The organism is Pseudomonas sp. TH07, from assembly GCF_016651285.1.
Taxonomy (GTDB): domain Bacteria; phylum Pseudomonadota; class Gammaproteobacteria; order Pseudomonadales; family Pseudomonadaceae; genus Aquipseudomonas.
This window is the reverse complement of sequence record NZ_JAEKED010000001.1, coordinates 1,475,990-1,496,292: the sequence shown is the minus strand read 5'-3', so window position 1 is coordinate 1,496,292 and position 20,303 is coordinate 1,475,990. Positions and strand designations below refer to the sequence as shown.

Here is a 20,303-nt window from a genome sequence, read left to right as displayed (position 1 = left end):
TGCCGCAGGCGCGGGCCGCCCTGGCAGCTACATACAGCGGACCCAGCCAAAATAGGGGACGTAAAGCTGATTCAGTTACGCATTGCGCGGGCAAAAAACGGATTCATGTAGTATAACTACAAAACTGCTACATCCCTGGCGCCTGCCAATAACAATGAGTCCAGCCCTTTGAATCTGTTGCAGCACATCGCCCAGTCACGCCATCTCTTGCGCAAGTCGGAGCTCAAGGTCGCCGATCATGTGTTGCTCGATCCTGCGGCTGTGATGCACAGCTCCATGGCCGACCTGGCCCATAGCGTCGGCATCAGCGAACCGACCATCGTGCGTTTCTGCCGCGCCATCGGTTGTTCGGGCTTCCAGGACCTGAAACTCAAGCTGGCGCAAAGCCTGGCCGCCGGTGCCAGCTTCGGCCAGTTCGCGATCCATGAAGACGATTCCGTCGCCGACTACAGCCTGAAAATCTTCGACACCACCCTGCACACCCTGATGGAAGTGCGCGAGAAGCTCGACCCGGTGGAGTTGCAGAAGGCCGTGACCGCCATGTCCCAGGCCCAGCGCGTGGAGTTCTACGGCTTCGGCGCGTCGGGCGCAGTGGCGGCAGATGCCCAGCACAAGTTCTTTCGCCTGCTGCTGACGGCGGCGGCGTATTCCGACCCGCATATGCAGGCGATGTCGGCGGTGACCCTGAAGCCCACCGATGTGGCGATCTGCATTTCCCAGTCCGGGCGTTCCAAGGACCTGCTGATCACCGCCAACCTGGTGCGCGAAAGCGGCGCCTCGCTGATCACCCTGTGCCCGAGCCAGACGCCTCTGGCCGAGCTGTCGACCGTCAACCTGGCGATCGACGTGCATGAAGACACCGAAATCTACACCCCGCTGACCTCGCGTATCGCTCACCTGGTGGTGATCGACGTGCTGGCCATGGGCGTGGCCATGGCCCGCGGGCCGAGCCTGGTCAACCACCTGAAAAGCGTCAAACGCAGCTTGCGCAGCCTGCGCCTGTCGCCAAAATCGGTCAAAGCACTGGACGACTGAGTCTGGCTGCACCGCCTGAGGTGGGCGCCATTCGAGCGGCCCACCACTGGGCAACATTCATCTCTCTGTCACTGACCCGCCGCCAAACCGTAACGCCCGACGTCCATCGTGAAACTCCCGTACTCGCATTGGGAGACTAGAAATGGCCCGGCCTTACGAAGAGAGCAACAGCGTAGTCAAGACCCGTCGTCAGCAGGAAGACCAGCGCCGCATGGAGTTTCGCCGCGCGATCGAACACCGCTGTGAGTTGCGTCAACTGCAGCAGGAGATCAACGATTACCCGGAGCTTGAAGCCATCAATTACTGGCAGGCGGCACCGACAACTTCCCGTCGAAACGCTCAACCAGCACGCTGATCTGCACCCGTTCGCTGCGGATAAACCCCAGGAACGCATGCGCTACCGGTGACAGGCGCTTGGCCTTGGCCTGCACCAGGCACCAGCTGCGGTACAACGGCAGCTCTTCGACGGGCAGCTCGATGAGCCCCCCCGTCGCCAACTCAAGGTTCAGGGCGTGGCGCGTCAACAAGGCCACGCCCAGACCCGCTCGCACGCATTCGCGCTGGGCCTCGGCCGATGACACTTCCAGGGTCTGGGTGAAGTGCACGCGCTTCTCCTTGAAGTATTCCTCGCAGGCCATCCGCGTTCCCGACCCCTGTTCACGCACCAGCAGGTTGTAGGGCTCCAGGTCCTGCAGGCGCAGCGGCCCCATATGGCACAGCGGGTGCTCGGGGGGCGCCACGGCCACGATCGGGTTGTTGAGGAAAGGCAGAAACTCCAGGCCCATGTCCTGCGGCACCATGGACATGATCACCAGGTCGTCACGGTTGTCCGAAAGACGGCGGATCACCTGTCCGCGATTGACCACGGTCAGTTGCAGGTTGACCTCCGGGTGCTGGCGCTTGAAGGCGGCGAACAAGTGCGGCACGAAGTATTTGGCGCTCGATTCCACCGCCAGTTTCAGCTGGCCCTGTAATGATCCCTGCATGTCCGAGAGCTGCATGTCGAGGTTTTCCAGGCGTCCGAAAATGTCGCGACTGGCCCGTTGCAGGGCTTCGGCGGCCTCGGTCATGTACAGCTTCTTGCCGACGTAATCGAACAGCGGCTGGCCGATCAGCTCTTCCAGCTGGCGGATCTGCAGGCTCACGGCGGGCTGAGTCAGGGACATCTCTTCGGCGGCGCGACTGTAAGAGCGTAAATCACAGACCTCATTGAAGATCTGAAGCTGGCGTAATGTCATACGCATCAAGGACTTACGCATTATTTTAGGTCTCGCGCCGCAGGCTGATTGGCCAACTATAAGTCTTTACTTATGGTCGACCCAATAATTATTGATTTTTGTTAATCCCTCCATAGGCATAGTGTGGCGCAGCGACTGACTTGAAACATTTGGTCACGCGCCGACCTGGTCTAGCAGGTCGTGTGTTTCAACGGCTCAAGGGAACCTCCAAGTGATAAAAAAGATCCTGATCGCCAACCGTGGTGAGATTGCCGTACGAATCGTGCGTGCCTGCGCCGAGATGGGCATCCGTTCGGTCGCGATCTATTCCGACGCCGATCGCCATGCCTTGCATGTGAAGCGCGCGGACGAGGCGCATAGCATCGGCGCCGAACCGCTGGCCGGTTACCTCAACCCGCGCAAGCTGGTGAACCTGGCGGTGGAAACCGGCTGCGACGCACTGCACCCCGGCTACGGTTTCCTCTCGGAAAACGCCGAGCTGGCGGACATCTGCGCCGAGCGTGGCATCAAATTCATCGGCCCTTCGGCGGAAGTGATCCGGCGCATGGGCGACAAGACCGAAGCCCGCCGCAGCATGATCAAGGCCGGCGTGCCGGTGACCCCGGGCACCGAAGGCAACGTCGCGGACATCGCCGAAGCCTTGACCGAGGGCGACCGCATTGGCTACCCGGTGATGCTCAAGGCCACCTCCGGCGGTGGCGGCCGCGGCATTCGTCGTTGCAACAGCCGTGAAGAACTTGAACAAGCCTTCCCCCGGGTGATTTCCGAGGCCACCAAGGCCTTCGGTTCGGCGGAAGTGTTCCTCGAAAAGTGCATCGTCAATCCCAAGCACATCGAAGCGCAGATCCTCGGCGACAGCTTTGGCAACGTGGTGCACCTGTTCGAGCGTGACTGCTCGATCCAGCGCCGCAACCAGAAGCTGATCGAGATCGCCCCCAGCCCGCAACTGACCCCTGAACAGCGCGCCTATATCGGCGACCTGTCGGTGCGCGCCGCCAAGGCCGTGGGCTACGAGAACGCCGGCACCGTGGAGTTCCTGCTCGCCGAGGGCGAGGTGTACTTCATGGAGATGAACACCCGGGTGCAGGTGGAACACACCATCACCGAAGAAATCACCGGCATCGATATCGTCCGCGAACAGATCCGCATCGCTTCCGGCCTGCCGCTTTCGGTAAAGCAGGAAGACATCCAGCATCGCGGCTTCGCGCTGCAGTTCCGGATCAATGCCGAAGACCCGAAAAACAACTTCCTGCCCAGCTTCGGCAAGATCACCCGTTATTACGCACCCGGCGGCCCCGGCGTACGTACCGATACGGCGATCTACACCGGCTACACCATTCCGCCGTTCTACGACTCCATGTGCCTGAAACTGGTGGTCTGGGCCCTGACCTGGGAAGAAGCGATGGACCGCGGCCTGCGTGCCCTGGACGACATGCGCCTGCAAGGCGTGAAGACCACGGCGGCCTATTACCAGGAAATCCTGCGTAACCCGGAATTCCGTAGCGGCCAGTTCAACACCAGCTTCGTTGAGAGCCACCCTGAACTGACCAACTACTCGATCAAGCGCAAACCCGAAGAGCTGGCCCTGGCCATCGCCGCCGCCATCGCCGCCCACGCAGGCCTATGAATGAAGCAGTTGCAAGCTTTCAGCTGCAAGCGGCGGTAAGAGCAGATTGGCTTTTACCTGCAGCTTGTAGCTTGAAACTTGTAGCTATGAGGAGATCCGAACATGACTAAGAAAATCTTCGTTACCGACACCATCCTGCGCGACGCCCACCAGTCTCTGCTGGCCACCCGCATGCGCACCGACGACATGCTGCCGATCTGCGACAAGCTCGACAAGGTCGGCTACTGGTCCCTGGAAGTCTGGGGCGGCGCGACTTTCGACGCCTGCGTGCGGTTTCTCAAAGAAGATCCGTGGGAGCGCCTGCGCCAACTGCGCGCGGCATTGCCCAATACCCGTCTGCAAATGCTCCTGCGCGGGCAGAACCTGCTGGGCTACCGCCATTACAGCGACGATGTGGTCCGCGCATTCGTGGCCAAGGCTGCGGTCAATGGCATCGACGTGTTCCGCATCTTCGACGCCATGAACGACGTGCGTAACCTGCGGGTCGCCATCGAAGCGGTAAAAGCCGCCGGCAAGCACGCCCAGGGCACCATCGCCTACACCACCAGCCCGGTGCACACCATCGAGGCCTTCGTCGCCCAGGCCAAGCAAATGGAAGCCATGGGTTGCGACTCGGTGGCCATCAAGGACATGGCCGGCCTGCTGACGCCCTATGCCACTGGCGAGCTGGTAAAGGCGCTGAAAGCCGAGCAGTCGCTGCCGGTGTTCATCCATTCCCACGACACCGCAGGCCTGGCCGCGATGTGCCAGCTCAAGGCCATCGAGAACGGCGCCGACCATATCGACACCGCCATCTCCAGCTTCGCCTGGGGCACCAGCCACCCGGGCACCGAGTCCATGGTCGCGGCCCTTAAAGGCAGCGAATTCGACACCGGCCTGAACCTGGAGCTGCTGCAGGAAATCGGTCTGTACTTCTACGCCGTGCGCAAGAAGTACCACCAGTTCGAAAGCGAATTCACCGCGGTCGACACCCGGGTACAGGTCAACCAGGTACCGGGCGGGATGATCTCCAACCTGGCCAACCAGCTCAAAGAGCAGGGCGCGCTGAACCGCATGAGCGAAGTGCTGGCCGAGATCCCGCGGGTCCGTCACGACCTCGGCTACCCGCCGCTGGTGACCCCGACCTCGCAGATCGTCGGCACCCAGGCGTTCTTCAACGTCCTGGCCGGCGAGCGCTACAAGACCATCACCAACGAAGTGAAGCTCTACCTGCAAGGCGGCTACGGCAAGGCTCCAGGTGAAGTCGACGAAAAACTGCGGCGCCAGGCCATCGGCAGCGAAGACGTGATCGACGTGCGCCCGGCCGACCTGCTGAAACCTGAGATGACCAAGCTGCGCGGTGAAATCGGCGCCCTGGCCAAGTCCGAAGAAGACGTGCTGACCTACGCCATGTTCCCGGATATCGGGCGCAAGTTCCTCGAAGAGCGCGAGGCCGGCACCCTGGTTCCGGAAGTGCTGCTGCCGATCCCCGAAGCCGGTGGCGTCAGCAAGGCGGGCGGCGAGGGCGTGCCCACCGAGTTCGTCATCGACGTCCACGGCGAAACCTACCGCGTCGATATCACCGGGGTCGGGGTCAAGGCCGAAGGCAAGCGCCACTTCTACCTGTCGATCGACGGCATGCCGGAAGAAGTGGTGTTCGAGCCGCTCAACGAATTTGTCGGCGGCGGCAGCAGCAAACGCAAACAGGCCACGGCGCCGGGCCACGTCAGCACCACCATGCCGGGCAACATCGTCGACGTGCTGGTCAAGGAAGGCGACGTGGTCAAGGCCGGCCAGGCGGTATTGATCACCGAAGCGATGAAGATGGAAACCGAAGTCCAGTCGGCCATCGCCGGCAAGGTGACCGCCATCCACGTGGCCAAGGGCGACCGGGTCAACCCGGGCGAGATCCTGATCGAGATCGAGGGCTGATCTAAGCCTTCATCTGCAACGTTTTACCTCGGGGGGGGCATTTGCTCCCCTTTTTTTTTGCGAGGAAAAAACCTGCGCATGCCCGTTCAGTTGAGTGCCTAGCGCTGATGGCCCTTGCCGTAATAGCGCTCCAGGCGGGCCTGGACCAGTTCCAGGGCGAAGGACATCAGCCAGTAGATCACCGCCGCGGTGGTCAGCATTTCCAGGTAGCGGTAGCTGGAGCGGCCGTAGGACTGGGCCAGGAACATCACTTCCCAAACCCCCATCACCGAAATCAGCGACGAGTCCTTGAGCATCGAAATGAACTGGTTGGCCGTGGGCGGGATGATGGTGCGCATCGCCTGAGGCAGGGTCACGTGCCAGAAAATGGTCGTCGGGCGCATGCCCAGGGCCAGTGCCGCCTGGCGTTGGCCCTGAGCGACGCCGATGATGCCCGCACGGAAGATTTCGCTGAGATAGGCCCCGTAGTTCAGGGACAGGGCGATGATCCCGGCCGCGATCGCGCCCGGCACCACGCCCAACTGGGGCATGCCCAGGTAGATCAGCATGATCTGGATCAGCAGCGGGGTGCCGCGAAAGAATGAGGTGTAGAAGCTGGCGATGCCGAACAGCACGGCGCTGCTGGACAGACGCGCCAGGGCGGCGGCGAAGCCCAGCAGCACCGACGCCAGCATCGAGCACAGGCACAGGAACAAGGTCAGCGCCGCGCCTTGCAGGAAGCCATTGGGCCCCAGGCGAAAGCCCGCCAGGTTGGGGAATTTTTCCAGGATGATCGCGAATTTCAGGTCAAAGCTCAGGAAGAACCCGACAAACAGCAAGAACAGCAACGCCCAGGTCAGGTACAGGCGTGTGCGAAAACCCAGCAGGCGTTTGAGAAACGACTCAGCCACCGGTTGCGGTGGCTGAGGTGGTTGCGAGAGAGAGGTCATTTACTGATATCGGCGCCGATCCATTTGTCCGACAGTTTGCTCAGAGTGCCGTCCTGTTTCAACTGAGCGAAGACTTCACGCACCTTGCTGTTCCACTGGGCGTCGCCTTTCTCGATGGCCACCGAGTTGGGTTCGGAGTAGAGCGGCTCGCCGGCCAGCTTGAAGCGTTTGTCCTGGGTCAGGCGCGGTTGTGCGGTCACCAGGTTGGTGAGGATCGCGTCCAGGCGCACGCCGGCACCCAGGCCCAGGTCCTGGAAGGCGACGTTGTCGGTGTCGTACGGGGCGATCTGCACGTTCTCGAACGGGTACTGCAATTGGGTGTCTTCGGCGCCTTCGATCACCAGGTTCTTGTTCAGGTAGCTTTCATAGCTGGAGGCGCTGGTGAGGCCGACTTTCTTGTCGCTCAGGTCTTTGGCCCCGTGGATGCGATCGTCCTTGGCGTTGACCACGATCACCGCCGGCGAGGCGTAGTACTCCACCGGGAAGTCGAAGACTTCGGCGCGGGCCTTGCTCGGGGTCATGGAGCAGATGCAGATATCGTAGCGACCGCTCCAGCGACCGGCGGCGATCACGTCCCAGGAAGGAGTTTCCAGGCGCAGCTTGACCCCCAGTTTGGCGGCGACGGCCTTGGCCACGTCGACGTCGAAGCCGTCCAGCTGGTTCTGATCATTGAGGAAGGAAAAGGGCGGATAGCTTTCCATCAACACGCCGACCAACTCCTTTTTCTGCTCGATGCGGTCCAGGGTGGCACCGGCGAACGCCTGGGAAGAGGCGGCGAGCAAGGTCAGGCCCAGGGCCAATAACGGTTTGAAGTTCATGGAAATCCTGACTGAAAAAGGTTGTGATTAACCGAATGGTGCGTATTTAATAGTTATAAGAACCACTCCGGTAGTGAGTTATTTTCATAAGCATATGAGTAAAAGGCATATGGGCGCAGGCAGCACGGTAATTCTGGATGGCGGCATGGGCCGCGAACTGCAACGCCGCGGGGCGCCGTTTCGGCAGCCCGAGTGGTCGGCCCTGGCCTTGAGCGAGGCGCCGCAAGCGGTGGAAGCCGTGCATGCGGCGTATATCGACAGCGGCGCCAACGTCATCACCAGCAACAGTTATGCGGTGGTGCCGTTCCATATTGGCGAAGAGCGTTTTGCCGCTGAAGGGCAGGCCCTGGCGGCCCTGGCCGGCGAGCTGGCGCGGCGTGCGGCGGATGCCTCGGGCAAGAGCGTGCGGGTCGCAGGTTCGCTGCCGCCGCTGTTTGGTTCTTATCGTCCGGACTTGTTCGATGCCTCGCGGGCTGCAGACTTGCTGGCGCCGCTGGTCAACGGCCTGGCACCCCACGTCGACCTGTGGCTGGCGGAAACCCAGAGCTCCATCGTCGAGGCGCGGGCGATTCATGCCGGCCTGCCTGAAGACGGCAAGCCGTTCTGGTTGTCCTTTACCTTGAAGGATGAAGACACCGACGCCGTGCCGCGCCTGCGTTCCGGCGAGCCGGTGGCCGAAGCGGCAGCAGTAGCCGCCGAGCTGGGTGTGGAGACCCTGCTGTTCAACTGCAGCCAGCCGGAAGTGATTGGTGATGCGATTGATGCTGCGCGTGCGACCTTCGAGCGTCTGGGGTTGAAGATCCATATCGGTGCCTACGCCAATGCCTTCCCGCCGCAACCCGAGGAAGCCACGGCCAACGACGGCCTCGACCCGCTGCGTGAAGACCTGGACCCGCCGGGCTACCTGCGCTGGGCGGCCGATTGGCAACAACGCGGCGCCAGCCACCTGGGTGGTTGCTGCGGCATCGGCCCGGAACACATCGCCGTCCTGGCGCAAAAGCTGCGCTGACCGCGAAAAACAAAGCCCAATTGGGCTGACGAATCACGGCGTCCATCAAGGCCAGCGCAGCCTTCGGCAGCGGCTACAGGGTGTAGCCGCTGCCGAGGTACGAGGCCGCGCTGGCCCTGCAGGACAGCGTCGATTTGGCTATCGGGCGCCGTGTATCAGGCTCGGCATTCGGCCAGGGTTTTGCGCTGGCCTGCGCCGCTCTGATTGTCTTCGCTCAGCCAGCGCTCGAACCCTGCGCCGATCGTTGGCCACTCCGAGTCGAGGATCGAAAACCACGCGGTGTCGCGGTTCTTGCCCTTGGCGACCATGTGCTGACGGAACACCCCTTCGAAGCTGAAGCCCAGGCGTTCGGCAGCCTGGCGCGAGCGGGCGTTGTCGTTGTTGCACTTCCATTCCAGACGCCGGTAGCCCAGGTCGAAGGCTTCCTTGGCCAGCAGGTAGACCGCCTCGGTGCTTTTGGGCGAGCGTTGCATCGGCGCGCCGAAACTCACGTGGCCGATCTCGATGCGGCCCTGGGCCGGGACGATCGACATCAGGCTCAGCATGCCCTGGGCCTGGCCGCTGGCACGGTCGATCACGGTGAAGAAATAGGGGTCGCTGCTGGCCGCATGATTGCTCAGCCATTCATTGAACGCGTCGTGCGCAAAAGGCCCGTACGGCAGGTAGTCCCACAACTTGGGGTCTGCGCCGGGGCCCTGGAAGGCCTGCCACAGTTGCTCGGCATGGCGCGCCGGGTCGAGGCGTTCCAGGCGGATGAAGCGCCCTTCGATCAGGGTCGCCGAGGGGGCCGGGGCGCCTGTCCAGTCAGCGGGTGAAATCGGCATGCTGTTCTCCTTGAACCTCAAAGGGCTTTGCGAAACTGAATGAAACCCGGCCGTTCGGCGATGCGCTCGTAGAGCTGGATCGCTGTGGCGTTGGTTTCGTGGGTCAGCCAGTGAACCTTGCAGGCACCATCGTGCTTGGCCTGCGCGTAGACAAACTCGATCAGCAGGCGACCGACGCCGGTGCCACGCTGCTCCGGGCTGACCAGCAAGTCTTGCAGGTAGCAGGAGTTCTCGATACTCCAGTTGGAGCGGTGGTAAATGAAATGCACCATGCCCACCGCACGCTCGCCATCCCAGGCCAGGGCCGCGTTGGTCGGCTCGTTCGGGTCGAGAAAGCGTTGCCAGGTGCTGTGGCTCACTTCATCAGCCAGCTCGGTGTTGTAGAACCGCAGGTAGGCTTGCCATAGCGGCAGCCAGGCGGCGTGGTCGGCGGCGGTCACGGGGCGAATCTGAATCTGGCTCATAAGTCTCCTTGGCGCATCAGGTGGGAAAGCTGTTGATCGCGGACGTCGGCACTGGCCGCCAAGCCGTCGCGCACGCCGGCAATGTCGGCCGGGCTGCGGTTCTGGCTGAGCTTGCGCTTGCCCTCCAGGCGCTGGATCGGCAGGGCAAAACCAACAATCGCCTTGAGCATGCCCTCGATGTAGTCGGCGGGGGCGTCCGTGACCTTCCACGGCTCGCTGCGCGTGCTCTCGTGGCGCTCGGTGAGGGCGCTGACCAGCTCCAGCAGGCGTGGTCCGTCGCTGAACACTTCGGCCCTGCCGTAGGCATGCACGGCCAGGTAGTTCCAGGTGGGAACCACTTTTCCATGCTCGGCCTTGCTCGGATAAAAGCCCGGGCTGACGTAAGCGTCTTCGCCACTGAAAATCATCAGCGCCTCGGCTCCGTCGGCCAGCTCCTGCCATTGCGGATTGGCCTTGGCCAAGTGCCCGAACAGGGTGCCATTGGCGCCTTGTGCGGGGTCCAGCAACAGCGGCAAATGGCTGGCTTGCAGGCCCAGCTTGCCGTGGGTGACCAGGGTGGCGAGGCGGCTCTGGGCAATCTGCTGCTGCAGGCTGGCCAGGTTGTCGTCGACGAAGGCACGAGGTAGGTACATGGAAAAATTCCTTGGCGAATGCCTGCATCCTAGGCAGGCTAATGGTCTGTTGTAAGAGCCATCTTGGGTCTATTTCATAGGTCCAATTACTCGGGTGCATACCGATGAACAGCCCAGCGCTACCGCTTTCCTTCAACCCGGCGGGTATCGAGCTCGACCGCCGCCAGGGCCTCAGCCGCCAGCTGTACCAGGCCCTGCGCCTGCGCGTGCTGGACGGTCGCCTGGCCGGTGGCACCCGGTTGCCCGCCAGTCGCGACTTGGCGCAGGCCCTGGGGATTTCCCGGAACAGCGTGGTGCGCGCCTACGACCAGTTGTATGCCGAAGGGTTTATCGAAGGGCGGGTCGGCGATGGCACTTACGTGGCGTTGCTGCCTGAAGCGCAGTTGCCGATCAAAAAACTATCCACAAAACTGTCCACAGGGATATCAACAGGCTTACCCACAGGGTTATCCACAAAATCGGCCATTTCACTGGATTTACATCCAGCTAAAGTTATCCACAACGAGGCGCTGGAGCTGCTGCAAAAGCATCATTTGTCGACCCCGCCCAGTGGTCCGCCACGGGCATTTCGGGTGGGCGTGCCGGCCTTCGATCTGTTTCCATTCGAGGTCTGGGCCAAGCTGAATGCGGCTTTCTGGCGCAAGCCGGACCTGCGCCATCTGTGTTATGGCGACTCGGCGGGCGACGCGCGCCTGCGTGGGCTGATCGCTGCCTATTTGCGCAGTTCCCGTGGCTTGCAGTGCACTGCTGAGCAAATAGTGATCACCAGTGGCGCGCAGCAGGGAATAAGCCTTTGTGCACAGCTGCTGGTGGAGCCGGGAGCCGGCGTGGCTGTGGAAAACCCCGGCTACCGCGCCGCCGGTCACGCCTTCGCGGTGGCGGGCGGGCGCCTGCACGGCGTGGCGGTGGACCAGGAGGGGATCGACTGCCAGCAACTGGCGGCTCTGGAGGATTGCCGGCTGGCCTATGTGACGCCGTCCCACCAGTACCCGACCGGGGTCATCATGAGCCTGGCCCGGCGCCTGGAATTGCTGGCCTGGGCCGAGCGGACCCAGGGCTGGATCATCGAAGACGACTACGACGGCGAGTACCGCTACAGCGGCGCGCCCCTGGCGCCTCTGGCCGCCCTGGATCGCCAGGGTCGAGTGCTGTACGTCGGCACCTTCGGCAAGGTCGCGTTTCCAGCCTTGCGCCTGGGCTACCTGGTGCTGCCGCCGACGCTGGTGCAGGCCTTTGCCCGGCGCCGGGCCGTGGATGTGCGGCATTCGGAGGTCAGCACCCAGGCGGTGATGGCCGAGTTCATGGCGGCCGGGCACTTTCAGCGGCATATCCGGCGCATGCGGCGCGCGGCGTTGAGCCGGCGCAATACTTTGCTCGCTCACTGGCCTGTGGATATCCAGGGTGTCGGGCCGTTGCCGAATGTGGCGGCGGGGCTGCACCTGACGCTGGTGGTGGACAGCCTGGCACGCGAGCGTGAGTTGCTCGCTCAGGCGGCCGGTGCCGACGTCGAGATCAGCGGGCTGAGCAACTACTGGTTGCCCGAGTCCGCACAACCGCCGGACCAGCGCGCCGGGCTGGTGCTGGGGTTTGCCGCGGTGCCGGAAGCGGAGATCGAAGCCGCCCTGCAGCGTTTGCGAAAAGCCTGGCGGGCCTGAGGGTTTATACTCGCGGCCATTTCCTTCGCCGAGAACGCCCATGAGTCAGACTCTTTCCGCGGCGCCCGAACGCAAGTTCGGCGCGCCTTTGTGCGCATTGCTGGTACTGAGCGCTGCTGCCTTGTTCCTGCAAGCGCGGGTCGGTGCGCAGCAGGTGCTGTTGCTGGTGCTGGGCGCCGCGCTGGGGCTGACTCTGTATCACGCCGCCTTTGGTTTCACCTCGGCCTGGCGCGTATTTATCCGTGACCGCCGGGGCGCGGGCCTGCGGGCACAGATGGTGATGCTGGCGCTGGCGGTGCTGCTGTTCTTCCCGGCATTGGGCGCCGGCACCCTGTTCGGCCAGCCGGTGACCGGGCTGGTGGCGCCGGCCGGGGTCTCGGTGATTTTCGGGGCGTTTATCTTCGGCATCGGCATGCAGTTGGGCGGCGGTTGCGCCTCCGGCACCCTGTTTACCGTGGGCGGTGGCAATGCGCGGATGTTGGTGACCTTGCTGTTTTTCATCTGTGGCTCACTGATCGCCACCCAGCATGTGGATTGGTGGTTCGCCTTGCCATCGCTGCCGCCGATTTCCATCGTCAAGAGCCTGGGCGTGTTGCCGGCGCTGGTGCTGAGCCTGGTGGTGTTCGCCTCGATTGCATGGCTGACGGTGAGCCTGGAAAAACGCCGCCACGGCACCCTGGAAGCCCCTGTCAGCAGTGATCACTATGGCTGGCGCCGCCTGCTGCGCGGGCCCTGGCCGCTGGTGTGGGGCGCGGTTGCCCTGGCGTTGCTCAATTACGCCACCCTGGCCCTGGCGGGTCGGCCTTGGGGCATCACCTCGGCGTTTGCCTTGTGGGGCGCCAAGGTGGCCAGCGGGCTGGGGGTGGATGTCGGCAGCTGGGTGTTCTGGCAGAGCCCGGGGAACGCCAAGGCCCTGGCGGCACCGGTGTGGGAGGACATCACCAGCGTGATGGACATCGGCATCGTCTTTGGGGCCTTGCTGGCGGCCGGGCTGGCCGGGCGTTTTGCCCCCAGCCTGAAAATCCCCCGGCGTTCCCTGGTGGCGGCGGTGCTCGGTGGATTACTGCTGGGCTACGGCTCGCGGCTGGCGTATGGCTGCAACATCGGCGCCTATTTCAGCGGCATCGCCTCCGGCAGCCTGCATGGCTGGCTGTGGCTGGTAGCCGCCTTTATCGGCAACGGCGTGGGCGTACGCTTGCGCCCCTGGTTCTTCGCCGAAGACCGGACGCCTCAAGGCCTGACGGGCTGCTGAGCGCAGCGAGCTTCAAGCCCTAAGCCGCAAGCTTGGCTCTTTTGTGGCGAGGGAGCTTGCTCCCGCTCGAGCGCGAAGCGGTCGCAAAGGCCGTAATCGCGGTGCATCAGGTGTACTGCGGCGGCAGGATTTGGGCTTGCTTCGCAAGCCAGCGCGAGCAAGCTCGCTCGCCACAGGGGTCAGGTAACCCCCCTTGAAGCTTGCCGCTTGGCTCTTTTGTGGCGAGGGAGCTTGCTCCCGCTCGAGCGCGAAGCGGTCGCAAAGGCGTTAATCGCGGTGCATCAGGTGTGCTGCGGCGGCAGGATTTGGGCTTGCTTCGCAAGCCAGCGCGAGCAAGCTCGCTCGCCACAGGGGTCAGGTAAGCCCCCTTGAAGCTTGCCGCTTGGCTCTTTTGTGGCGAGGGAGCTTGCTCCCGCTCGAGCGCGAAGCGGTCGCAAAGGCGGTAATCGCGGTGCATCAGGTGTGCTGCGGCGGCAGGATTTGGGCTTGCTTCGCAAGCCAGCGCGAGCAAGCTCGCTCGCCACAGGGGTCAGGTAACCCCCCTTATAGCTTGCCGCTTGGTTCTTTTGTGGCGAGGGAGCTTGCTCCCGCTCGAGCGCGAAGCGGTCGCAAAGGCGGTAATCGCGGTGTTTCAGATGTACTGCGCTGGCTGGATTTGGGCTTGCTTCGCAAGCCAGCGCGAGCAAGCTCGCTCGCCACAGGGGGAGGGTGATCCCCTATGGCTTGCCGCTGGAAGCTTGAAGCTTGCCGCTGCTGCTAGGTCCCCGACTTGATCTTGGTCCAGGCCCGGGTCCGGGCGCGTTCCGCGTCACGCGGTAGCGGTTGCAGGGTGTAGAGGGTGCCCATCGCCGCTTCGGTCGGGTACAGGTTGGGGTTGTTGCGGATCGCCGGGTCGACCCGTTCGGTGGCGTCCTTGTTCGGGTTGGGGTAGCCGACGAAGTCGCTGACCGGCGCAATCACCTGGGGTTGCAGCAGGTAGTTGATAAAGGTGTAGGCGTCTTCCGGGTTTTTCGCGCCTTTGGGCACCGCCAGCATGTCGAACCAGATCGGCGCGCCTTCCTTGGGCAGGCGCATGTCCACGGTCACCCCGTTCTTGGCCTCCTTGGCGCGGTTGGCGGCCTGGGAGAAGCTGCCCGAGTAACCGACCGCGACGCAGATATCGCCATTGGCGATGTCGGCCATGTACTTGGATGAATGGAAATAGGTGATGTAGGGGCGGATCTTCATCAGCAGCGCTTCAGCCTTGGCGTAATCCGCCGGCTTCTTGCTGTTGGGGTCCAGGCCCAGGTGTTGCAGGGCCAGGGGCAGGATCTCCGACGGTGAATCCAGCAGCGCCACGCCGCACTGCTTGAGCTTGCTGATGTTCTCTTCCTTGAAGATCAGGTCCCAGCTGTCCACCGGTGCGTTGTCTCCCAGGGCGGCTTTGACTTTGGCCGGGTTGAAGCCGATCAGGATGGTGCCGTACATGTAGGGCACGGCGAATTTGTTGCCCGGGTCGTTGGCCTCGATCAGCTTCATCAGCTTGGGATCGAGGTGGTTCCAGTTGGGCAGCTTGCTGCGATCCAGGGGTTGGAACACCCCGGCCTCGATCTGCTTGGCCAGGAACACGTTGGACGGCACCACCACGTCATACCCGGAGTTGCCGGTCAGCAGCTTGGCTTCCAGGGCTTCGTTGGTGTCGAAGATGTCGTACACCAGCTTGATCTGGGTGTTCTGCGCCTTGAAATCCTCCAGGGCCTTGGGGGTGATGTAGTCGAACCAGTTGTAGACCCGCAGGGTGCGTTCTTCAGCCTGCACCGCGCCGCTGAGCAAGGCCGCGCAGAGGGCTGGGGCGATAAAGCGTTTGAGACTGTTCATGGTGCGGATCCCTCACTGGGCGCTTTGAAAACCTTCGAGAACGTTCACGGCGTTGATGCCGATTTCTTCCACCGCATAACCGCCTTCCATCACGAACAGCGTCGGCTTGCCCAGGGCGGCGATGCGCTGGCCCATGCTCAGGTAGTCCGGGCTGTCGAGCTTGAATTGCGAGATCGGATCATCCTTGAAGGTGTCCACGCCCAACGACACGACCACGATGTCGGCGCCGTAGCGGGTGATTTCCCCACAGGCCTGTTCCAGCGCCGCGCTCCAGCTGTCCCAGCCGCTGCCCGCCGGCAGAGGGTAGTTGAAGTTGCAGCCAGCGCCCGGGCCTTCGCCCAGTTCGTCGTCGTAGCCCAGGAAAAACGGGAACTCGGCTTCCGGGTGGCCGTGGATCGAGGTGAATAGCACATCGTTGCGCGCGTAGAAGATCGATTGCGTGCCGTTGCCGTGGTGGTAGTCGACGTCGAGGATCGCGACTTTTTTGTGGCCCTGGTCGAGGAAGGCCTGGGCGGCGATGGCGGCGTTGTTCAGGTAGCAGTAGCCGCCCATCAGGTCGCTGGCGGCGTGGTGCCCCGGCGGCCGGCACAGGGCGAAGGCGCTGCGTGCGCCACGCTGGATCACCGCCTGGGCCGTCAGTGCCACCTGGGCTGCGCTGTAGGCGGCTTGCCAGGTACCGGCGGTGATCGGCGCGCCGCCGTCAAAGCTGTAGTAGCCCAACTGGCCGTGCAGGCTGGTGGGTATCACGCTGCGCAGGGTGCGCGCGGGCCAGGTGTAGGGCAGCAGGTCGCCGTCGGTGCCGGTGGCGGCCCAGCGATCCCAGGCCCCCTTGAAAAAGTCCAGATAGGCGCGGCTGTGGATGCGTTCGATGGGTGCCAGGCCAAAGTCCTTGGGGGCCTCGACCGGGCCCAGGTTGCGGTACTGCACGCGCGCCAGGACATGGTCGGCGCGGGACGGCATTTCAAAACAGGGCATCAGGCGGCCGTCGATGAGTTCGCAGCGGCCGTGGTGCAGGTGGTGGTCATCCGAGTAGATCGTCAGCATTTTCTTGTTCTCCGCAGGCTGATTCGGTGTTCCACAGTCTTGCGGCGCCGAGGCTTTCGGAGAACGTCGGTAGCGGCCAAAAAGGGATCGATATGGCCAAAGTCTTTGTCCGAATTTCGCCCCTTAACGAGGCGTTGCGCCCCATTGCGGGGCGCGCGGCTTCAGCTTTTGCCGGCGGGGGGCGGGCTCAGGCGTTGCAGGATCTGGAGCATATCCTGGCGTTTTTGCCGGGCCAGGGTTTCCAGCAATAGCGCATAACCTTTCTTTTCGCAGTATTGGCCGACGTTGGGGTTGGCGCCGTGTTCCAACAGTAGGGTGAACATGTCCAGGCTGTCCTGCACGCTGACCGCAGGCTCCTTGCTGTCGGCGGCGGTCTGCTCGGCCACCCGCATCAGCAGGCTCTTGCCGATCGGCTGGTTATGGCAGGTGCCGCGTCCGTAGCTCAGGTCGAGGTTGGCGCCGGCAGCGATCAGTTGCCGGGCCGCGGCGTAGTTGTTGCCGTCGAGCGCGCGCCAGAGCGCGGTTTCGCCTTCGTCCGGGGTGCGCAGGTCGAGGTTTTGCGGGTACTGCATCAGCCAGGTGAAACCCTCGATATCCCGACGGCTGCGGGCCATCTCCAGCAACGGGGTGGCGCCTCTGCTGCTTTGCTCGTCGATGGCGACCCCGGCGTCTAGGAGGAACTTCAGGCGCCGGGCCTGGTTCAGGTCCGGGCTGTCCCTGAGATCGTTGCGCATGGCCAACAGGGCCAGGGTGCTCCCGTTGTAGAGGCCGCGAGTGTGGGCGCCATGGGCCAGCAGCTGGCGGGCGATGTCCAGGTTCGGCGCATCCAGGGCGTGCAGCAAGGCGCTGCGCCCGTCGTCAGCCATGACTTCGCCGCTGATCCCTTGCTCCAGCAGGCGCTGGACCTCGGCGGCATCGCCGGCATCCACGGCGCTGACCAGAGGCCAGAACCCCTGGCACGCCTGCGGGGTGGCGGCCTTCACATCGAGGCGTTGCAGCACGCGGGCCGGCACGGTCTGTTGGCGTTGCAGGCGCAGGCCGCAGTACACCCGATAGCGTTCCACGGCTCGCCCCTGATGCTCGTTGTTCAAGGGCTGCTGTTCAAACAGCGCCCAATCCAGGTCCGCCAGGTTGAGGTAGCTCGGCACCCGCGCCGGGTCGCGGCGCAGTACCTCGGCCAGCCACGGACGTGCGGTTTGCAGCTGGCCGGCTTCGCTGGTCCAGTAGGCGATGTCGTTGAGCAGGCCGGGGTAGGTACTTTCCCCGGGGGCGAGGGTGCGAAAGTCATGGCTGGCGAAAAAGTCTTTGACCCGAGCGATGCCTGGCCCTTTGTCCTTGGCGCTGCGCAGCTGGCCGTGCAACTGGCGGAATTCGTCCCACACGCGGTCTGCCGCCGGAGCCGGCGGGTAAGGGTTGATCGTCAGCGTGCCGGCGCCGCTGCTGAAGGGCTGAAACCACCTCGGGAAGCGCTGCAAGGCTTGCAGCCACTGCTCCTGCACCTCGGCGTCGATCGGTTGCAGCGGGGTGAAGTCCATCTGCGACAGGTCTTTGCGGCGGCTGAAGGCCAGCAGCGGCTGCTGGGGATCGCGGATGTCGATCAACAGGTAGCGGCTGCTGAGCTGCCAGTCGCTGTTGCGGCAGTTGAAACTGAGTTGGGTCAGGCTCAGCCCGGGCTCCAGGTCATTGCTGACCGGCCAGTTGTCGGCGACCGGGATCGGCTCATGTTGCGGCACGCAGTCACGCAGTTCCTGGGCGGTGAACAGCTGCAAGGCAGGGGATTTGTAGACCCGCTGCTGGTACTTGGGATCGGCATAGGCGTTGAGGTAGAACAGCCCGCGGTACTGGCTGAGCACCACCCGCGCTGGCGCCTGCGGCTGGCCGGGTACGGGGAACGCCTTGATTTGCAGGGTGGCGCTTTCGGGAGCGTCGAGCCGCATGTCGCGCTGCAGTTGCGACCACTTGATCTTGCCCAGGTCGAGGTCGAAGGCCTGAACGGTGGGCACGGCGCCCAGGCACAGCAGCGCGATCAATGCCGCGCGCAGGCGACGCGAGCCGGTGGAGTGTTTCAAAGGTGCAGTCCTTGGCGGTCTCGAAAGGCGGCAATGTAATGCAAGCAACGCATTTATGCCGGGCTTTCTCGCAGAACCTGTTGCCGATCCGCTGTGCCTGGTCCTGGGGCGTTAAACGGGGCTGAGGGTTGCTCGCCAGGTCGTAAGCAGGTGCTCAGGGCCGGAACTGGCTGGGCGCCACGCCGCTCCAGCGGATAAAGGCATGGCGAAAGCTCGCGGTTTCGCTGAAGCCCAGGGCCTCGGCAATCCGGTAGATCGGCACCTGGTCTTCGCAGAGCATCTGCTTGGCGCGTTCGAAACGCAGCTCGTCGAGCAATTCCTGATAGCTGCAACCGAGGTCCTTGAGGTGACGGCGCAAGGTCCGCGCCGAGCAGTTCATCTGTTCCGCCAGGCCCTCAAGCCCCGGGGCGGCGTCGAGCTGCGCAGTGAGCAACTGGCGGATACGCCCGAGCCAGGCCTGGCGCCCGGTGAACTCCAGGTTCTGTTTGCGGCAGCGCTCGGCCATGGCCTGGTGGGTGATGGCGTCCGCCAGTGGCAGCGGTTGGTCGAGCCAGCGCCGGTCGAAGGCAAAGGCGTTGGTCGTGGCGGCAAATTGCAGCGGGCATTCGAAGCGTTCGCTGTAGCGCGCCTGATAGTCGGGGGCCGGGTATTCGAAGCGGGCCCCCAGCAGCGGCAGCGGGCGGCCCAGCAGGTCGTCGCAGATGACCTTGAGTGACACCAGGCAGAACTCGATATTGAACACGGCCATCGCCGGGTTTTCCCGGTAATCGCTGGCGGCGAACCAGACGCGCTCGCCGTCCTGCTCCAGGCTCAGTTCGAAAAGTGTTCCCAGCAGCGCCGGATAACGCAGCGCCAGACGCAAAGCGTCACCGAAGGTGGCACTGGTGAGCAGGGCGTAGCCGAGCATGCCGTAGGACGAAACATGCATGCGCCGCCCCAGTTCCAGGCCGATATCGCGGCGCAGCGCAACGGCGTTGGCGCAGACCAGCATCTCCTGATTGGTGGTGATGCGGGTGTCGGCCCGGCTCAGGTCGGCGGGGCTGATGCCGCTGCCGGCAAGCAGGGCGTCGCTGGACAAACCCTGGTCCTTGAAGGCATTGAGGATCAGCGACACCGCGTTCAGGGTCGTGAGGTGGGAGTGCAACATGCTCGTCTCCAGCCATGATGAACCGCTAAACCGAGCAAGTTACATGCCGCTCGCGGCAAAACCTGCGGTTCGCCGGCCAGCCGCGTGGGGCGTTTTGGGGGACATGTGGCTAGTGACTTGGCGCATTGATTGGTGCAACCTGCCTGCCAATCACCCCCCGGTGGCGGTGTTGCAACCCGATAAAGGACTATGTATGACCCCCATTCCCGCGCGTTCCCTGCTCCTGGTTTCCAGCCTGCTGCTCAGTTCGCTGTGCCTGGCCGAAGGCGAGCCGGCCAGCGAGAGCACCCTCAAGGATTCCGCCAAGTCTGCGGTCTCGTCGGCCATTTCGGCGGGCAAGAACCTGCTGGGTGGCGTCAGCGAAGGCGTGCTCGACGGTCGCCAATCGGCGCAAGGCGTCGACGGTGCCTCGATCATTTCCTCCCGTGAACAAATGAAAGACCGCGTCGATGTCCAGGTCTTGAAGACCGAAGCCAGCGGCGACAGCTTCAACGTCACCCTGGGGTTCAAGAACAGCAGCGACAGCCAGTTGCGGCTGATCAACCTCAAGCAGACCGGGGCATTGCTGGCCATCGACCAGGATGGTTATGCCAACGGCCTGACCGCCAGCCTCGACAACCCGGACGAAGTCACCATCCCGCCCAAGGCGGCGGTACGGCAGAAGTTCGTGTTTGAAGGACCGATCGAGCAGTCGAGTTCGGTACGGGTCTGGGGCCAGGATTACTCGGTCAAAAAGTAACCTGTCACCCGCCCTGTGCTCGTGCTCGAGCCGGCGGCTACTGCAGTAGCCAC

The 20,303-nt window shown here is 63.5% G+C and carries 18 protein-coding genes; 8 read left to right on the top strand and 10 right to left on the bottom strand.

Annotated features, from left to right (window positions below):
• Positions 1-168: 168 nt before the first annotated feature.
• Positions 169-1,035 carry a transcriptional regulator HexR gene (hexR, locus tag JFU57_RS07115; RefSeq protein ID WP_003177007.1) on the top strand — a complete coding sequence of 289 codons (867 nt, stop codon included), beginning with the start codon at positions 169-171 and terminating at the stop codon, positions 1,033-1,035.
• 142 nt (positions 1,036-1,177) lie between these two features.
• Positions 1,178-1,390: a PA3496 family putative envelope integrity protein gene (locus JFU57_RS07110; protein WP_201128639.1), complete on the top strand. Its 213-nt coding sequence runs from the start codon at positions 1,178-1,180 to the stop codon at positions 1,388-1,390.
• Here the strand turns inward: JFU57_RS07110 and JFU57_RS07105 are convergent.
• Entirely contained in the window at positions 1,332-2,294 is a 963-nt protein-coding gene (locus JFU57_RS07105; protein WP_020294871.1) for a LysR family transcriptional regulator, read from the bottom strand. The genes JFU57_RS07110 and JFU57_RS07105 overlap by 59 nt on opposite strands.
• Positions 2,295-2,484: 190 nt before the next feature.
• Between JFU57_RS07105 and JFU57_RS07100 the strand changes: the two genes are divergently transcribed.
• Complete coding sequence (locus JFU57_RS07100) at positions 2,485-3,900, top strand: acetyl-CoA carboxylase biotin carboxylase subunit (RefSeq protein ID WP_020294870.1); 1,416 nt, start codon at positions 2,485-2,487, stop codon at positions 3,898-3,900.
• 102 nt (positions 3,901-4,002) lie between these two features.
• Entirely contained in the window at positions 4,003-5,811 is a 1,809-nt protein-coding gene (gene oadA / locus JFU57_RS07095) for a sodium-extruding oxaloacetate decarboxylase subunit alpha (protein WP_078470385.1), read from the top strand.
• A 98-nt stretch (positions 5,812-5,909) separates the two neighbouring features.
• On the opposite strand, the gene JFU57_RS07090 is transcribed toward oadA, so the two are convergent.
• Together JFU57_RS07090 and JFU57_RS07085 are read right to left on the bottom strand one after the other, a co-directional pair.
• Positions 5,910-6,740 (bottom strand): amino acid ABC transporter permease, encoded by an 831-nt coding sequence (locus JFU57_RS07090; protein ID WP_078470386.1) that lies wholly within the window; start codon positions 6,738-6,740, stop codon positions 5,910-5,912.
• A complete protein-coding gene (locus tag JFU57_RS07085) occupies positions 6,737-7,558 on the bottom strand; it encodes an ABC transporter substrate-binding protein (protein WP_078470387.1) in 822 nt (273 codons plus the stop codon). The genes JFU57_RS07090 and JFU57_RS07085 overlap by 4 nt, the downstream gene beginning before the upstream one ends.
• Positions 7,559-7,667: 109 nt before the next feature.
• Here JFU57_RS07085 and JFU57_RS07080 point away from each other — a divergent pair, with 109 nt between their 5' ends.
• Entirely contained in the window at positions 7,668-8,567 is a 900-nt protein-coding gene (locus JFU57_RS07080; RefSeq protein WP_201128637.1) for a homocysteine S-methyltransferase family protein, read from the top strand.
• A 155-nt stretch (positions 8,568-8,722) separates the two neighbouring features.
• Here JFU57_RS07080 and JFU57_RS07075 read toward each other — a convergent pair whose 3' ends face one another.
• From JFU57_RS07075 to JFU57_RS07065, 3 genes are read right to left on the bottom strand one after another with little or no spacing between them, the layout of a single operon-like run.
• Complete coding sequence (locus tag JFU57_RS07075; RefSeq protein WP_078470389.1) at positions 8,723-9,391, bottom strand: GNAT family N-acetyltransferase; 669 nt, start codon at positions 9,389-9,391, stop codon at positions 8,723-8,725.
• Between the two features lie 17 nt (positions 9,392-9,408).
• On the bottom strand, positions 9,409-9,855 hold the full coding sequence (locus JFU57_RS07070; RefSeq protein WP_201128636.1) for a GNAT family N-acetyltransferase: 447 nt from the start codon (positions 9,853-9,855) through the stop codon (positions 9,409-9,411).
• The gene (locus JFU57_RS07065; RefSeq protein ID WP_201128635.1) at positions 9,852-10,487 is read right to left on the bottom strand and encodes an FMN-binding negative transcriptional regulator; all 636 of its coding nucleotides are present in this window, start codon (positions 10,485-10,487) and stop codon (positions 9,852-9,854) included. The genes JFU57_RS07070 and JFU57_RS07065 overlap by 4 nt, the downstream gene beginning before the upstream one ends.
• A 104-nt stretch (positions 10,488-10,591) precedes the next feature.
• Between JFU57_RS07065 and pdxR the strand changes: the two genes are divergently transcribed.
• Positions 10,592-12,142: a MocR-like pyridoxine biosynthesis transcription factor PdxR gene (gene pdxR, locus JFU57_RS07060; protein WP_201128634.1), complete on the top strand. Its 1,551-nt coding sequence runs from the start codon at positions 10,592-10,594 to the stop codon at positions 12,140-12,142.
• Between the two features lie 40 nt (positions 12,143-12,182).
• Positions 12,183-13,394 carry a YeeE/YedE family protein gene (locus JFU57_RS07055; RefSeq protein WP_201128633.1) on the top strand — a complete coding sequence of 404 codons (1,212 nt, stop codon included), beginning with the start codon at positions 12,183-12,185 and terminating at the stop codon, positions 13,392-13,394.
• 756 nt (positions 13,395-14,150) lie between these two features.
• Here the strand turns inward: JFU57_RS07055 and JFU57_RS07050 are convergent.
• From JFU57_RS07050 to JFU57_RS07035, 4 genes are all read right to left on the bottom strand, one after another.
• Entirely contained in the window at positions 14,151-15,251 is a 1,101-nt protein-coding gene (locus tag JFU57_RS07050; RefSeq protein ID WP_078470394.1) for a polyamine ABC transporter substrate-binding protein, read from the bottom strand.
• Positions 15,252-15,263: 12 nt separating this feature from the next.
• A complete protein-coding gene (locus JFU57_RS07045) occupies positions 15,264-16,295 on the bottom strand; it encodes a histone deacetylase family protein (RefSeq protein WP_201128632.1) in 1,032 nt (343 codons plus the stop codon).
• Positions 16,296-16,456: 161 nt separating this feature from the next.
• Positions 16,457-18,364, bottom strand: a complete 1,908-nt coding sequence (locus JFU57_RS07040; RefSeq protein ID WP_201128631.1) for an ankyrin repeat domain-containing protein — start codon at positions 18,362-18,364, stop codon at positions 16,457-16,459.
• A 154-nt stretch (positions 18,365-18,518) separates the two neighbouring features.
• Positions 18,519-19,511 carry an AraC family transcriptional regulator gene (locus JFU57_RS07035; protein WP_078470397.1) on the bottom strand — a complete coding sequence of 331 codons (993 nt, stop codon included), beginning with the start codon at positions 19,509-19,511 and terminating at the stop codon, positions 18,519-18,521.
• 193 nt (positions 19,512-19,704) lie between these two features.
• Here JFU57_RS07035 and JFU57_RS07030 point away from each other — a divergent pair, with 193 nt between their 5' ends.
• On the top strand, positions 19,705-20,250 hold the full coding sequence (locus JFU57_RS07030; RefSeq protein WP_238596141.1) for a hypothetical protein: 546 nt from the start codon (positions 19,705-19,707) through the stop codon (positions 20,248-20,250).
• The last annotated feature ends 53 nt before the right edge of the window (positions 20,251-20,303 follow it).